Raw genomic sequence first — 13,699 nt, 5'->3', positions numbered from 1 at the left:
GCGTGGCAAGTCGCTACACTGAAAGACCATCAACAACAATGATGTCGTGGTTCCGATACGGAAATATTCAGGTCGTTGTGAACTTTAGGCCAGCAGATCACTCTAAGCGCATGCTTGCTCAGAACAATGAGATGTGCTGGCAGTTCACTTACGCATAAAAAAGTTTTGGGGAGATATTACCTCGGATGAGCGAGCAGTTAACGGATCAGGTTCTCGTTGAGCGGGTTCAGAAGGGAGATCAAAAGTCCTTTAATTTACTGGTGATTCGATACCAGCATAAAGTGGCGAGCCTGGTTTCACGCTATGTTCCCTCAGGCGATGTGCCTGATGTGGTTCAGGAATCTTTTATTAAAGCGTATCGCGCACTGGAGTCGTTCCGTGGCGACAGCGCTTTTTATACATGGCTGTACCGCATCGCGGTGAATACAGCAAAAAATTATCTGGTTGCTCAGGGGCGACGTCCGCCATCCAGTGATGTGGATGCTATCGACGCCGAGAATTTCGAAAGTGCAGGTGCGTTAAAAGAAATTTCGAACCCTGAGAACTTAATGTTGTCTGAGGAACTGAAACAAATCGTCTTTCGCACCATTGAGGCGCTTCCCGAAGATCTTCGTATGGCCATTACCCTTAGGGAATTAGATGGCTTAAGTTACGAAGAGATTGCCGTCATCATGGATTGTCCGGTTGGTACCGTACGTTCGCGTATCTTCCGTGCACGAGAGGCTATTGATAATAAAGTTCAACCGCTTATCCAACGTCAGTGATAACGGCTACTGGAAGGGTACCAAGGCATGCAGAAAGAAAAACTTTCCGCTTTAATGGATGGTGAAACTTTAGATAACGAGCTGTTGGCGTCGTTGTCAAAGGATGCGGATCTTCAGCAAAGCTGGGAAAGCTACCATCTCATCCGTGACACCTTACGAGGTGATATCGGTGAAGTGCTGCATTTTGATATCTCCGCACGTGTAGCTGCGGCCATCGAAAATGAGCCGACGCGCAAAGTCACTCCGCTGATCCCTGAAGCGCAGCCTGAGCCGTCACGCTATGAAAAGATGCCGTTTTGGCGTCGTGGTGGCAGCTGGGCTGCACAGTTGACTCAGGTTGGTGTCGCTGCCTGTGTATCACTGGCGGTGATTGTGGGTGTTCAGCACTACAACAGTTCACCAACCGGCAGTGCAACGGAAGCCTCTGACTCACCCGCGTTTAATACCTTGCCAATGATGGGTAAAGCGTCGCCGGTTAGCTTAGGTGTGCCGTCTGAAGCGTTCGACACCAATAGTTCTAATCAGCAGGTGCAGGAACAGCGTCGTCGCGTGAATGCCATGCTGCAGGATTATGAACTGCAACGTCGTCTGCATGCCGATCAGGTTCAGTTTGAAAAGAACGATCCGCAACAGGCACAGGCTAATGTTCCTGGAAACCAGTCGTTAGGAACTCAGCAGCAGTAATGAAGCAGCTTTGGTGTGCCGTTAGCCTGCTGGCAGGCAGCCTGTTTTGCTCATCTATCGCCTCGGCGCAGACATCTGCGTCCGGGGCGTTGTTACAGCAGATGGAGCAGGCAAGCCAGAACCTCAACTACGAATTTGCCTACATCAATGTCTCGCGTCTCGGCATTGAATCTCTACGCTATCGTCACGCGGTAATCGACAATCGTATCTTCGCTCAACTTCTGCAGATGGATGGGCCGCGCCGTGAAGTGATTCAGCGCGGTAACGACATCAGCTATTTCGAGCCGGGATTAGATCCATTCTCGCTGCCGGGCAATCACATTATTGATGCACTTCCTGCGTTGATGTTCGCGGACTTCTCCCGTTTGGGCGAGTCTTACGATTTCATCCCCGTGGGGCGCTCGCGGATGGCCGATCAGATGTGCGAAGTGGTGCGTATCGTGTCGCGCGATGGCACACGCTACAGCTATGTGGTGTGGCTGGATGTGGATACCAAATTGCCGCTGCGTATTGATCTGCTCGATCGTGACGGAGAAACGCTGGAGCAGTTCCGGGTGATCAGTTTTGCCGTTGATGAAGGCGTGCGTAATCTGATGCAAGGTCTGGAAAAGGCTAATCTGCCACCGTCGCTGTCACTGCCGGCGGGAGATAAAGTTGAACTTAGCTGGCAGCCAGGCTGGCTTCCGGCAGGCATGAAGTTGATTTCACAAAGTCGACGCAATATTCCGTCGATGAACAAAACTGTCGAATCTCGCCTGTATAGCGACGGCTTATTCAGCTTCGCTATCAATATTACTCCAGCAGATAAAAGCAGCAGCGTGCAGGCATTGCGCACTGGGCGTCGTACGGTGCAGACAGAAGTGCGCAATAATAGTGAAATCACGGTGGTGGGCGAATTGCCGCCAGCTACTGCCAAACGTATTGCGGACAGCATAGATTCGGGTTCACCAAAATGATGAGAGAATGGGCCACCGTCGTGGCGTGGAAGGAAGGCATTGCTACGTTGCATACGGAAGCAAAAACCTCCTGTAACAGCTGTTCGGCGCGCAAAGGCTGCGGCAGCCACGCGCTTAATCAGCTGGGACCCAAAAATGCTCACGTTATGACTATCGCCAGCGCGGAGCCGTTGCAACCTGGGCAGCGTATCGAATTAGGCATTCGTGAAAGCAGTTTACTGGGATCGGCGTTGCTGGTTTATATGACGCCGCTGTTTGGCCTGTTTTTGGTTGCAGGTATCTTCCAGATGTTGTTCCACAGCGATGTTGCTGCGGCCTGTGGCGCACTGTTAGGCGGCATTGGCGGCTTTATCGTGGCGAAAGGTGTCTCTAACGTATTCGGCGATCGCGAGGCATTTCAGCCTGTGATTCTCAGTGTTGCGTTACCTCCCGATGCACTGCGTGTGGAAAGCGAAGTTTGATCCCCGTCAGGGCCGCATCGGATGCGGCTTCCTCTATTCTGCTTAACCGCTGAAATCTGTTGCGATTCCCCACAGTTCCATTCTTTAACGCGCGGCGTTAACAGTGTAATATGCGTCGTCATTAATGAGGCCGACAGGGTTCCGGGTAAAGCTGACTTTCCTGAATGTGTCTGTGCTCAAGTTTCCCACTGATTTTCTACGTGAAGATATTCATATAAATGAAGCACATAAGAAATTTCTCCATCATCGCTCACATTGACCACGGCAAATCAACGCTCTCTGACCGTTTGATTCAAATTTGTGGTGGCCTGAGCGATCGTGAGATGGCTGCGCAAGTTCTCGACTCAATGGATCTGGAACGTGAACGCGGCATTACCATTAAAGCGCAGAGCGTAACGCTCGATTACAAAGCGCTGGACGGTGAAACTTACCAGCTCAATTTTATCGATACTCCCGGACACGTTGACTTCTCCTATGAAGTTTCCCGCTCTTTGGCGGCGTGTGAAGGAGCATTGCTGGTGGTCGATGCAGGGCAGGGCGTTGAAGCGCAGACGCTGGCAAACTGCTACACCGCAATGGAAATGGATCTGGAAGTGGTACCGGTATTGAACAAAATCGACCTGCCTGCCGCCGATCCAGAGCGCGTTGCGGAAGAGATTGAAGATATCGTCGGCATCGACGCTACTGATGCGGTACGTTGTTCGGCGAAAACTGGCGTCGGCGTGCCCGATGTGCTGGAACGTCTGGTGCGCGACATTCCGCCGCCAGAAGGCGATCCAGAAGGTCCTTTGCAGGCGCTGATCATCGATTCATGGTTCGATAACTACCTTGGTGTGGTGTCGCTGATTCGTATCAAAAACGGTACGCTGCGCAAAGGCGACAAAGTGAAGGTCATGAGTTCTGGCCAAAGCTATAACGCTGACCGCCTGGGTATCTTCACGCCGAAACGCGTTGATCGCAACGAGTTGAACTGCGGTGAAGTAGGCTGGTTGGTGTGTGCGATTAAAGATATCCTCGGCGCGCCAGTAGGCGATACGCTGACCTTGCAGCGCAATCCGGCGGAGAAAGTGTTACCTGGCTTCAAAAAAGTGAAGCCACAGGTTTATGCCGGTCTGTTCCCGATCAGTTCCGACGACTATGAAGCGTTCCGTGATGCGCTGGGCAAATTGAGCCTGAACGATGCGTCACTGTTCTACGAGCCAGAGAGTTCAACGGCGCTGGGCTTCGGTTTCCGCATCGGCTTCCTCGGTCTGTTGCACATGGAGATCATTCAGGAACGTCTGGAGCGTGAATACGATCTCGACCTGATCACCACCGCGCCGACCGTAGTTTATGAAGTGGAAACCACCGATGGTGAAACGATTTACGTCGATAGCCCGTCGAAACTGCCACCGCTGAATAATATTGCAGAGCTGCGTGAACCGATCGCTGAGTGTCATATGCTGCTGCCGCAGGAGTTCCTCGGTAACGTCATTACGCTGTGTATCGAAAAACGTGGCGTACAAACCAACATGGTTTACCACGGTAAGCAGGTTGCGCTGACGTATGAAATTCCGATGGCTGAAGTGGTGCTCGACTTCTTCGACCGTCTGAAATCAACCTCGCGCGGCTATGCATCGCTGGATTATAACTTCAAACGTTTCCAAACCTCTGACATGGTGCGTGTCGACGTGATGATTAACTCAGAACGTGTTGATGCGCTGGCGCTGATTACTCACCGTGATAACTCACAATATCGTGGCCGCGATCTGGTGGAGAAGATGAAAGATCTGATCCCTCGTCAGCAGTTTGATATTGCGATTCAGGCGGCAATCGGCAACCACATTATCGCTCGCTCAACGGTCAAACAGCTGCGTAAAAACGTCCTGGCGAAATGCTATGGCGGCGACGTGAGCCGTAAGAAGAAACTGTTGCAGAAGCAGAAAGACGGTAAGAAGCGAATGAAGCAGGTCGGCAACGTTGAGCTGCCGCAGGAAGCATTCCTTGCCATTCTGCATGTCGGTAAAGACAGCAAATAAGGATTTTTAATGGCTAACATGTTCGCCCTGGTTTTAGTGATCGCAACGCTGGTCACTGGCGTTATCTGGTGTATCGATCGCTTTAAATGGGCACCGGCACGTCGTGCTAAGCAGGCTGCAGCGCAAGCGCAGGCTGGCAACGCACTCGACAGCAAAACGCTGGCGAAAGTGGCCGCACAACCGGGTTGGGTAGAAACCACGGCATCGGTGTTCCCGGTGCTGGCGGTGGTATTGATTGTGCGTTCGTTCATTTTTGAGCCGTTCCAGATTCCCTCAGGCTCAATGATGCCAACGCTGCTGATTGGTGACTTCATCCTCGTGGAGAAGTTTGCTTACGGCATTAAAGATCCAATTACCCAAACCACGCTGATTCCAACCGGTCATCCGCAGCGTGGTGATGTCGCGGTATTCAAATATCCGAAAGATCCGAGCGTGGATTACATCAAGCGCGTGATTGGCTTGCCAGGCGACAAAGTGGTGTTTGACCCTTACAGCAAAACCCTGACCATCAATCCGGGTTGCAGCAGCGGCAATTGCAGTACCGCGCTGCCGGTAACGTACACTAACGTTGAGCCAAGCAACTTCATTCAAACCTTCAGCGGCTTTGATGGCAATGAAACCGGTAACGGCTTCTTCCAGGCTCCGCAGGGTGAAACCATGAAGGGCGGTTTGCGTCTCGGCACCCGTAAAGAGACTTTGGGCAACGTAACGCACGATATCTTGCTGGTAAACGAAGCGCAAAGTCAGGCAAGCATGTATTATCAGCAGCCTGGCCAGCCGCAATCGACATGGATTGTGCCGCAAGGGCAGTATTTCATGATGGGTGACAACCGTGATAACAGCGCCGACAGCCGCTACTGGGGCTTTGTGCCCGAGAAGAATCTGGTCGGTAAAGCGGTTGCTATCTGGATGAGCTTCGAGAAACAAGAAGGACAGTGGCCGACCGGCGTGCGCTTTAGCCGCATTGGTGGGATTCATTGATAAAAGCGCTGTTTAGCCTTGGCTGAACAGCAATGGTTGGCCTCCTTTTGGGGGCCAGTGCACACGAAACAGAACAGGTTGGCACCTCAGCCCTGTTTCGTATGCAGAGTGACAGACGCACTGAACAACTGGAATCGCATGAACCCCATCGTCATTAACAAGCTGCAGCGCAAACTGGGCTACACTTTTACTCATCCGGATTTATTGCAGCAGGCATTGACGCATCGTAGTGCCAGCAGCAAACACAATGAACGTCTTGAATTTCTTGGCGATTCTATTCTCAGCTATGTGATTGCTAATGCGCTGTATCACCGCTTCCCACGCGTGGATGAAGGCGATATGAGCCGCATGCGCGCCACGCTGGTGCGCGGCAATACGCTGGCGGAGATGGCGCGAGAGTTCGACCTCGGCGAGTGTTTGCGCCTCGGTCCGGGCGAGCTGAAAAGCGGCGGTTTCCGTCGTGAATCGATTCTTGCGGATACCGTTGAAGCCTTAATTGGCGGCATCTTCCTTGATAGCAGTATTCAGACCGTCGAAAAGTTAATTCTCGATTGGTATCACTCACGACTGGAACAGATCAGTCCGGGTGATAAACAGAAAGATCCGAAAACGCGCCTGCAGGAGTATTTGCAGGGACGTCATCTGCCGCTGCCCTCTTATTTGGTGGTGCAGGTGCGTGGCGAAGCCCACGATCAGGAATTCACCATTCACTGTCAGGTGAGTGGCATGGCAGAACCGGTGGTGGGCATTGGCTCCAGCCGCCGTAAAGCCGAGCAAGCAGCCGCCGAACAGGCGTTAATCAAGCTTGGCCTCGAATAAATAGTCACATCGCAGCGTCGAAAGCGGCGCTGCCCAAGTCAGGACTCGAATGAGCGAACTCGAAACATATAGCGGCTTTGTCGCGATTGTAGGCCGACCAAACGTCGGTAAATCCACTTTGCTGAACCAGTTACTGGGGCAGAAGGTGTCGATCACTTCACGCAAACCGCAAACCACGCGTCACCGTATTATGGGCATCCACACCGAAGGCGCTTATCAAGCGATCTACGTGGATACGCCAGGGCTGCATATGGAAGAGAAGCGGGCTATCAACCGCTTGATGAACCGCGCGGCCAGCAGCTCCATCGGTGATGTTGAGCTGGTGATCTTTGTGGTTGAAGGCACGCGCTGGACGCCAGACGACGAGATGGTGCTTAACAAGCTGCGGGATAACAAAGTTCCTGTGGTATTGGCGATCAATAAAGTCGACAACATTCAGGATAAGAGCATTCTGTTGCCCCATCTGCAGTTCCTCAGCCAGCAGATGAACTTCCTCGAAATTGTACCGATCTCTGCTGAGAGTGGCAAAAATGTTGACGCTATTGCGGCGATTGCGCGCAAATGCTTGCCAAAATCTGAGCATCATTTCCCAGAAGATTATGTCACCGACCGCTCGCAGCGCTTTATGGCATCTGAGATCATCCGTGAAAAATTGATGCGCTTCCTTGGCGCTGAGCTGCCTTATTCCGTCACCGTAGAAATTGAGCAGTTTGTCTCTAACGAGCGCGGCGGCTATGACATCAATGGCCTGATCCTCGTTGAGCGCGAAGGCCAGAAGAAGATGGTCATCGGCAATAAAGGCGCCAAGATCAAAACCATCGGCATTGAATCGCGTAAAGACATGGAAGAGATGTTTGAGGCGAAAGTGCATCTTGAACTGTGGGTTAAAGTGAAATCTGGCTGGGCGGACGATGAACGTGCGCTGCGCAGCTTAGGTTACTCTGACGAAGGGTAATCGATGGAAGGCTGGCAACGCGCCTTTGTGCTGCATAGTCGCCCTTACAGCGAAACCAGCCTGCTCCTCGATCTGTTCAGCGAAAGCGAAGGGCGCGTCCGCGTCCTTGCCAAAGGCGCCCGTTCGCGCCGCTCCCAACTGAAAGGTGCGCTACAACCCTTCACGCCGCTGCTGGTGCGCTGGGGCGGTCGTGGCGACGTCAAAACGCTGCGTAATGCCGAAGCCGTTTCATTGGCATTGCCGCTCAGCGGCATCACGCTCTACTGCGGGCTGTACGTCAATGAACTGCTGTCGCGCGTGCTGGAGCAGCAAATCCCCTTCTCGGACATGTTCTTCGATTACCTGAATTGCATCCAAACGCTGGCAGCAGGCAACGGCTCGCCTGAACCGGCGCTGCGTCGTTTTGAGCTGGCGCTGCTGGGTCATCTCGGCTACGGCGTCGATTTCCTGCATTGTGCCGGCAGCGGCGAAGAGGTTGCCGATGGCATGACCTACAGTTACCGCGAAGAGAAGGGCTTTATCGCCAGCCTGGTGGTCAATCAGCGCAGCTTCACTGGCCGCCAGCTGCGAGCGCTATGGGAACGTGAATTCCCCGATGCCGATACTTTGCGCGCCGCCAAACGCTTTACGCGGATGGCGCTGAAGCCCTATCTGGGCGGCAAACCGCTGAAGAGTCAGGAACTGTTTCGCCAGTTCGTGCCAAAAAAGAGACCCGATGTGGCAAACGACTAGCGCTGGTCGTACCGCCTGATATATTCAGCGCAGTACACTGCAAACACACTGAACACATTTAAGGATTGTCATGGCTGAGTTGCTGTTAGGCGTCAACATTGACCACATTGCCACCGTACGTAACGCACGTGGCACAAACTATCCCGATCCGGTGCAGGCTGCGTTTGTTGCCGAGCAGGCCGGTGCCGACGGCATTACCGTGCATTTGCGTGAAGATCGCCGCCACATTACTGACCGCGATGTACGCATTCTGCGTGACACCATTCAGACGCGCATGAATCTGGAGATGGCGGTCACGGACGAGATGATCGACATCGCCTGCGAAATCAAACCTCACTTCGTTTGCCTGGTGCCGGAAAAGCGTCAGGAAGTGACCACTGAAGGTGGGCTGGATGTGGCCGGTCAGCAGGATAAAATTAACGCCGCGGTGCGCCTGCTGAGCGACGCCGGCATTCTGGTGTCGCTGTTTATCGATGCCGATCACCGCCAGATTGAAGCCGCCGTTGCCAGCGGCGCACCCTATATTGAAATTCACACCGGCGCCTACGCCGAAGCGCCTGAAGGTCTGGCGCGCCAGGCTGAACTGTCGCGCATTCGTAAAGCCGCGACTTTCGCCGCCAGCCTTGGCCTGAAAGTGAATGCTGGCCACGGTTTGACCTACCACAACGTGCAGCCGATTGCTGAACTGCCGGAAATGCACGAACTGAATATCGGCCATGCGATTATTGGTCGCGCACTGTTCAGCGGCCTGGCCGATGCGGTCAGTGAAATGAAGCAGCTGATGCGGGAAGCGCGTCGCTAATGGCGATTCTCGGACTCGGCAGCGACATCGTAGAGATCGAGCGCATTGCGGGCGTGATTGAGCGCTCCGGCGATCGCCTGGCGCGCCGCGTATTGAGCGAAGCCGAGTGGCAGCAATATCAGGCGCACCAGCAACCGGTGCGCTTTCTTGCTAAACGCTTTGCGGTGAAAGAGGCGGCAGCGAAAGCGTTTGGCACCGGCATTCGCGGTGGCCTGGCGTTCAATCAGTTTGAAGTGTACAACGATGCGCTGGGTAAGCCGGGATTACGTTTCTTTGAGCAGGCGAAAGTGATTGCCAGCCAGCTCGGTGTGCAGCACGTGCATGTGACATTAGCGGATGAACGCCACTACGCTTGCGCGACGGTGATTATCGAGAACTAAGGGTGCAACACCACAAATTTCTCCCACAGCGCCTCACGACTCTCCAGGTGCTGTGGATCCGCAATAATGGTGTTATCAATCGGGCAGACGCTTTGGCAGGTCGGCACATCATAATGGCCCACGCACTCAGTGCAGCGGTCGACATCAATCTCATAGATCGCGTCGCCTAAACTGATTGCCTGGTTTGGGCATTCAGGTTCGCACATATCGCAATTGATGCATTTAGTGGTGATGAGCAGGGCCATAGCGGAAATCCAATAACAGCAGAAAAGGCGCGGGTATTATACGCGCCTCATCTCATCAGACCAGCTTTTTCACCAACTCTTCGCTGTGACGAATATGGCTGGATGCGCGTTCCGGATCGTTCTGCACCAGCGCCATAAACAGCAAATCGGTAAGTGCCAGTTGCGCACTGGTTGATGAAATTGCCGCACTGCGCGTACTCTGCTCTTCCGCTACGGTGTAGAGACAAACCGTCGCACACTGCTGCAGGGCATTCGGCGTGAAGCCAGTAAAAGCCAGCACATCGGCGCCAACCTGCGCCGCTTCCTGCGCCGCCAGATTGATTTCGCGACGTTCGCCGGTGTAGGAGATCGCCAGCAACACATCGCCCGGCGCCATCGCCTGCACGCTGGCCAGCAGCGCATGCATATCCTGTTCCGCAACTGCGTTAATGCCGATTTTCATCAGTTTCCATGAGAAATCTTTCGCCACCAAACCCGATGCACCGATGCCGACCAGAAGAATACGGTTGGCATTTTTCAGCAGCTGTAAGGTTTGCAGCAGCTTCTCTTCGCTATTGATATCCAGCGTGGCGCGGATCGCCGAGATCTTTTCCGTCAGCAGCTTTTCACCCACCACTTTGAGTGGGTCATCGCTAAGAATATGGTTATGCACGGTAATAGCATCGCGATCGGCCATTGATTCGCTCAGCGCCAGCTTCAGCGCCGGGAAGCCTTTATAGCCCAGCTTCTGGGCAAATTTCACCACGCTGGACTGGCTGACACCCGACTCCTCAGCCAGTTTTTGTGAACTCAGATGCCGTGCACGGTCCGGCTGCGACAGCAAAAAATCCGCCAGGCGACGCTCATTTAGCGCCAGTCGAGGATAAAGTTGGCGAATGCGCAGCAATGAACTCATTGTTCGATCCTTAATTCATCTTTCCAGATAGAGCGTAGTGCGGTTACGCGCAGGATGTCGGGCGATTGCCGCCAGATGACAGCGCGCGGGCACAGAGAATAAACTATTCAGCTGGCATTGTAGTCATTGGAATTAAAAATAGCAGCTTTCGCCCCAAACGCTGAAGCTGGCTACACTGTAGTGCAGAAACCACGAAGGATAGAGAAGGAGTGCTGTTTGACAAAGGGTACGCAACGACGCGTGGTGTTTTTCGATCTCGATGGCACGCTGCATCAGCAAGACATGTTTGGCACCTATATGCGCTATCTGCTGCGACGTCAGCCGATCAATCTGCTGCTGGTGGTGCCGCTGTTACCGGTGATTGGTCTCGGCATGCTGATCAAAGGTCGCGCGGCGCGCTGGCCAATGAGTTTGCTGCTATGGGCGATTACCTTCGGCCATAGCGAAACGCGTCTACGCCAGCGCGAAGCCGAATTCGCTGACTGGTTCCGCCAGCGCGTTACCGCCTTTCCGGTGGTGCAGCAGCGGCTCACTGATTATCTCAGCAGCAGTGATGCCGATGTCTGGCTGATCACCGGTTCGCCGCAATCGCTGGTGGAGAAAGTCTATTTCGATTCCGCCTTCTTACCGCGCGTGCAGCTGATCGCCAGCCAGATGAAACCGGGCCGCGGCGGCCGCCTGTTGGCGATGCGTTGCCTCGGCCATGAGAAGGTGGCACAGCTGGAGGAGAAAATCGGCACGCCGCTGCAGCTGTATAGCGGCTACAGCGACAGCAAGCAGGACAACCCGCTGCTGTTCTTCTGTCAGCACCGCTGGCGCGTCACGCCGCGCGGTGAGCTGCAACAGCTGGAATAACGCTTCGATTCCGGCAGCAGCATCGCTATAATGCGCCGCCTTTTGATGCCCGCAGGAGTTGCCCGGTGAACCCACAAACTGATGAATATTGGATGCGTTATGCGCTGGAACTGGCTAAGCGCGCGTGGGAGCAGGGCGAAGTGCCGGTCGGTGCGGTGCTGGTGCAGGGCGATAAAGTGATCGGCGAAGGCTGGAATCGACCGATTGGTCAGCACGATCCCACCGCGCACGCTGAGATCATGGCGCTGCGTCAGGGTGGCAAAGTGCTGGAAAACTATCGTCTGCTGGATACCACACTGTATGTCACGCTGGAACCCTGCGTGATGTGCGCTGGCGCGATGGTGCACAGCCGCATCACGCGGTTAGTGTATGGCGCCAAAGATGAGAAAACCGGCGCGGCCGGTTCACTGCTGGATGTGATTGGCCATCCCGGCATGAATCATCAAATTCAGATTGATTGCGGTGTGCTGGCGGAACAGTGCGCTGGGATGTTGAGTGACTTCTTCCGCATGCGTCGCGAGCAGAAGAAGGCACTGCGTCAGGCGCAGCGCGCAGATTAATTCATGGCAATTTTCGGTTCGACCGCCGGGTAGCCGGCACCTAACTCCGCTTCTAGCGCCGATTGCTGCGCTAACCGCTTCTCCTGCTCCTGCAGATAGCCCACCAGGCTTATCTGATACTTACGGATATTCTCGACGTAGTTATAAGCTTCGTGACCGCGCGCGTAACCATAGGTAGTTTGCGTGTAGTAGCGCTTCTGGCTCAGCATCGGCAGGCGCAGCTTCACATCCGCCCAGCTATCAGGATTGCCGCCCTGTTTCGCCGTCAGTTTGCGCACATCCAACATGTGCGCGTAGCCCATGTTGTACGCCGCCAGCGCGAACCAAATGCGCTCATCTTCAGGAATCGTCTCCGGCACCTTTTCCATCATGCGCTTGAGATATTCACTGCCGCCGCGAATGCTCTGTTCAGGATCGAGGCGATCGTTGACTTCAAGGCTGTCAGCGGTATTGCGCGTCAACATCATCATGCCTCGGACGCCGGTCGGCGAAGTGGCCTGCGGATTCCAGTGCGATTCCTGATAAGAGATCGCCGCCAGCAATCGCCAATCCATGCTGGCCGAATATTTCTCAAACAGCGGTTTGATGTCCGGTAGCGTGTTATCAATGGCGCGCAGGAAGGTGCGGGTATCCACATAATCAAAGGTGCCGACGTGGCCGAGATACTTCTCTTCCAGTCGCGCCATCGCGCCTTCCTCGCCCATCTGGCTGTAGAAGTCGAGCATTGCCGCGTTCAGGCTGTCGTCCTCGTTACGCGGCAAATACCAGGTGACCGGCTCTTCATCCGTCACATCAAACGCTACTGCCAGCTGCGGATGAATGCGCTGTAGCAGGCCAATGGTGACTGAGTCGCCCACGGTGTAATCCAGTTTGCCGTCAGCAACCGCTTCAAGTAGCGCTTTCTGCCCTTGATCGGTCGAGATCGCCCAGTCGAGATCGGGATAGCTGTCGGCTTTGGCGGAACGTAAAGTTGACAGATATGCCGAACCGGACTGCACAATCAGGCGGCCTTTCAGATCGCCGAGATTTTTCGGCCGTGGCTTATCAATGCGGTACACCAGCTGTTGCGACACCGAATAGTAGCTCGGGCCACTTTGGTAGTGCGCAAGGCGCTCGCTGTTGTAGATCAGGCCGGCAGCCAGCAAATCCGCCTTGCCGTCATCCAGGTCATCAAACAGGTCGCCGAGGTTTGGACGCACCTCAACTTCCAGTTTTACGCCAAGGTAATCGGCGAAGCGCTTCGCCAGCTCGTAATCCATACCGGCTGGTGCATTGTTAATGGTGTAGTAAGTCAGCGGAGAGTTAACGGTACTGATGCGCAGCACTCCGCGTGATTTGATCTGTGATAGCGCGTCTGTTCCACCCCCGTACCACGGGATTGAAGGCCACAATGCTAGCGCAAGCAGCACGGTGATCAGACCGATAAACAGATAGTTTATTTTTAGGCGTTTCAAATAGTTGTCTCGTAATGGCTCACAGGCCTCTGTCTTTTAAAGGCAGTATTTATGTTGTTTTAACTCCCAGAGCGAGGGGCATTTTGCGCAACAAAAAGGGGCAGGGCAACTTTTATAGCAAGAATTGTGCAAAATTCA

Annotated in this window: 16 protein-coding genes; 13 read left to right on the top strand and 3 right to left on the bottom strand. The window is 54.1% G+C overall.

Annotated elements, in window-relative coordinates; all coding sequences use genetic code 11:
• Window positions 1–185: 185 nt before the first annotated feature.
• The 11 genes from rpoE to acpS all read left to right on the top strand — a co-directional run bounded on the left by rpoE (window position 186) and on the right by acpS (window position 9,552).
• The gene (rpoE, locus tag WH298_RS04375; protein WP_007886161.1) at window positions 186–764 is read left to right on the top strand and encodes an RNA polymerase sigma factor RpoE; all 579 of its coding nucleotides are present in this window, start codon (window positions 186–188) and stop codon (window positions 762–764) included.
• 27 nt (window positions 765–791) lie between these two features.
• Window positions 792–1,448: an anti-sigma-E factor RseA gene (rseA, locus tag WH298_RS04370; RefSeq protein ID WP_007886163.1), complete on the top strand. Its 657-nt coding sequence runs from the start codon at window positions 792–794 to the stop codon at window positions 1,446–1,448.
• A complete protein-coding gene (gene rseB / locus WH298_RS04365; protein ID WP_007886165.1) occupies window positions 1,448–2,404 on the top strand; it encodes a sigma-E factor regulatory protein RseB in 957 nt (318 codons plus the stop codon). The genes rseA and rseB overlap by 1 nt, the downstream gene beginning before the upstream one ends.
• Window positions 2,401–2,865, top strand: coding sequence for a SoxR-reducing system protein RseC (rseC, locus tag WH298_RS04360; RefSeq protein ID WP_007886167.1), 465 nt, complete (start codon window positions 2,401–2,403; stop codon window positions 2,863–2,865). The genes rseB and rseC overlap by 4 nt, the downstream gene beginning before the upstream one ends.
• A 218-nt stretch (window positions 2,866–3,083) precedes the next feature.
• Window positions 3,084–4,883 carry a translation elongation factor 4 gene (gene lepA, locus WH298_RS04355; RefSeq protein WP_007886170.1) on the top strand — a complete coding sequence of 600 codons (1,800 nt, stop codon included), beginning with the start codon at window positions 3,084–3,086 and terminating at the stop codon, window positions 4,881–4,883.
• Between the two features lie 9 nt (window positions 4,884–4,892).
• On the top strand, window positions 4,893–5,864 hold the full coding sequence (gene lepB, locus WH298_RS04350; protein WP_007886174.1) for a signal peptidase I: 972 nt from the start codon (window positions 4,893–4,895) through the stop codon (window positions 5,862–5,864).
• Between the two features lie 138 nt (window positions 5,865–6,002).
• A complete protein-coding gene (rnc, locus tag WH298_RS04345; RefSeq protein ID WP_036620136.1) occupies window positions 6,003–6,683 on the top strand; it encodes a ribonuclease III in 681 nt (226 codons plus the stop codon).
• A gap of 49 nt (window positions 6,684–6,732) precedes the next feature.
• Complete coding sequence (gene era, locus WH298_RS04340; protein ID WP_007886176.1) at window positions 6,733–7,638, top strand: GTPase Era; 906 nt, start codon at window positions 6,733–6,735, stop codon at window positions 7,636–7,638.
• A 3-nt stretch (window positions 7,639–7,641) separates the two neighbouring features.
• Entirely contained in the window at window positions 7,642–8,370 is a 729-nt protein-coding gene (gene recO / locus WH298_RS04335) for a DNA repair protein RecO (RefSeq protein ID WP_049853006.1), read from the top strand.
• 70 nt (window positions 8,371–8,440) lie between these two features.
• The gene (gene pdxJ, locus WH298_RS04330; RefSeq protein WP_007886179.1) at window positions 8,441–9,172 is read left to right on the top strand and encodes a pyridoxine 5'-phosphate synthase; all 732 of its coding nucleotides are present in this window, start codon (window positions 8,441–8,443) and stop codon (window positions 9,170–9,172) included.
• Window positions 9,172–9,552, top strand: a complete 381-nt coding sequence (gene acpS, locus WH298_RS04325; protein ID WP_007886180.1) for a holo-ACP synthase — start codon at window positions 9,172–9,174, stop codon at window positions 9,550–9,552. Before pdxJ ends, acpS begins: the two co-directional genes overlap by 1 nt.
• On the opposite strand, the gene WH298_RS04320 is transcribed toward acpS, so the two are convergent.
• Together WH298_RS04320 and WH298_RS04315 are read right to left on the bottom strand one after the other, a co-directional pair.
• The gene (locus tag WH298_RS04320) at window positions 9,549–9,797 is read right to left on the bottom strand and encodes a YfhL family 4Fe-4S dicluster ferredoxin (RefSeq protein WP_007886183.1); all 249 of its coding nucleotides are present in this window, start codon (window positions 9,795–9,797) and stop codon (window positions 9,549–9,551) included. The two genes, acpS and WH298_RS04320, sit on opposite strands and share 4 nt — an antisense overlap.
• 55 nt (window positions 9,798–9,852) lie before the next feature.
• Window positions 9,853–10,692, bottom strand: a complete 840-nt coding sequence (locus tag WH298_RS04315; RefSeq protein WP_007886185.1) for a MurR/RpiR family transcriptional regulator — start codon at window positions 10,690–10,692, stop codon at window positions 9,853–9,855.
• Between the two features lie 216 nt (window positions 10,693–10,908).
• Between WH298_RS04315 and yfhb the strand changes: the two genes are divergently transcribed.
• Together yfhb and tadA are read left to right on the top strand one after the other, a co-directional pair.
• Complete coding sequence (yfhb, locus tag WH298_RS04310; RefSeq protein ID WP_180822296.1) at window positions 10,909–11,547, top strand: phosphatidylglycerophosphatase C; 639 nt, start codon at window positions 10,909–10,911, stop codon at window positions 11,545–11,547.
• Between the two features lie 65 nt (window positions 11,548–11,612).
• Entirely contained in the window at window positions 11,613–12,107 is a 495-nt protein-coding gene (gene tadA / locus WH298_RS04305; RefSeq protein ID WP_072093462.1) for a tRNA adenosine(34) deaminase TadA, read from the top strand.
• On the opposite strand, the gene mltF is transcribed toward tadA, so the two are convergent.
• Window positions 12,104–13,561 (bottom strand): membrane-bound lytic murein transglycosylase MltF, encoded by a 1,458-nt coding sequence (gene mltF / locus WH298_RS04300; protein ID WP_007886192.1) that lies wholly within the window; start codon window positions 13,559–13,561, stop codon window positions 12,104–12,106. The genes tadA and mltF overlap by 4 nt on opposite strands.
• Between the last annotated feature and the right edge of the window lie 138 nt (window positions 13,562–13,699).

Origin of the sequence: Pantoea nemavictus (assembly GCF_037479095.1) — a bacterium.
Taxonomy (GTDB): Bacteria; Pseudomonadota; Gammaproteobacteria; order Enterobacterales; family Enterobacteriaceae; genus Pantoea; species Pantoea nemavictus.
Note: the sequence above shows the minus strand (reverse complement) of the source record. Positions and strands in the feature narration are given on the sequence as shown.

What these genes read in the sequence shown, in the direction of transcription:
- rpoE (WP_007886161.1), top strand. Translation starts at nt 186, where the DNA reads ATGAGCGAGCAGTTAACGGATCAGGTTCTCGTTGAGCGGGTTCAGAAG.
- rseA (WP_007886163.1), top strand. Translation starts at nt 792, where the DNA reads ATGCAGAAAGAAAAACTTTCCGCTTTAATGGATGGTGAAACTTTAGAT.
- rseB (WP_007886165.1), top strand. Translation starts at nt 1,448, where the DNA reads ATGAAGCAGCTTTGGTGTGCCGTTAGCCTGCTGGCAGGCAGCCTGTTT.
- rseC (WP_007886167.1), top strand. Translation starts at nt 2,401, where the DNA reads ATGATGAGAGAATGGGCCACCGTCGTGGCGTGGAAGGAAGGCATTGCT.
- lepA (WP_007886170.1), top strand. Translation starts at nt 3,084, where the DNA reads ATGAAGCACATAAGAAATTTCTCCATCATCGCTCACATTGACCACGGC.
- lepB (WP_007886174.1), top strand. Translation starts at nt 4,893, where the DNA reads ATGGCTAACATGTTCGCCCTGGTTTTAGTGATCGCAACGCTGGTCACT.
- rnc (WP_036620136.1), top strand. Translation starts at nt 6,003, where the DNA reads ATGAACCCCATCGTCATTAACAAGCTGCAGCGCAAACTGGGCTACACT.
- era (WP_007886176.1), top strand. Translation starts at nt 6,733, where the DNA reads ATGAGCGAACTCGAAACATATAGCGGCTTTGTCGCGATTGTAGGCCGA.
- recO (WP_049853006.1), top strand. Translation starts at nt 7,642, where the DNA reads ATGGAAGGCTGGCAACGCGCCTTTGTGCTGCATAGTCGCCCTTACAGC.
- pdxJ (WP_007886179.1), top strand. Translation starts at nt 8,441, where the DNA reads ATGGCTGAGTTGCTGTTAGGCGTCAACATTGACCACATTGCCACCGTA.
- acpS (WP_007886180.1), top strand. Translation starts at nt 9,172, where the DNA reads ATGGCGATTCTCGGACTCGGCAGCGACATCGTAGAGATCGAGCGCATT.
- WH298_RS04320 (WP_007886183.1), bottom strand. Translation starts at nt 9,797, where the DNA reads ATGGCCCTGCTCATCACCACTAAATGCATCAATTGCGATATGTGCGAA.
- WH298_RS04315 (WP_007886185.1), bottom strand. Translation starts at nt 10,692, where the DNA reads ATGAGTTCATTGCTGCGCATTCGCCAACTTTATCCTCGACTGGCGCTA.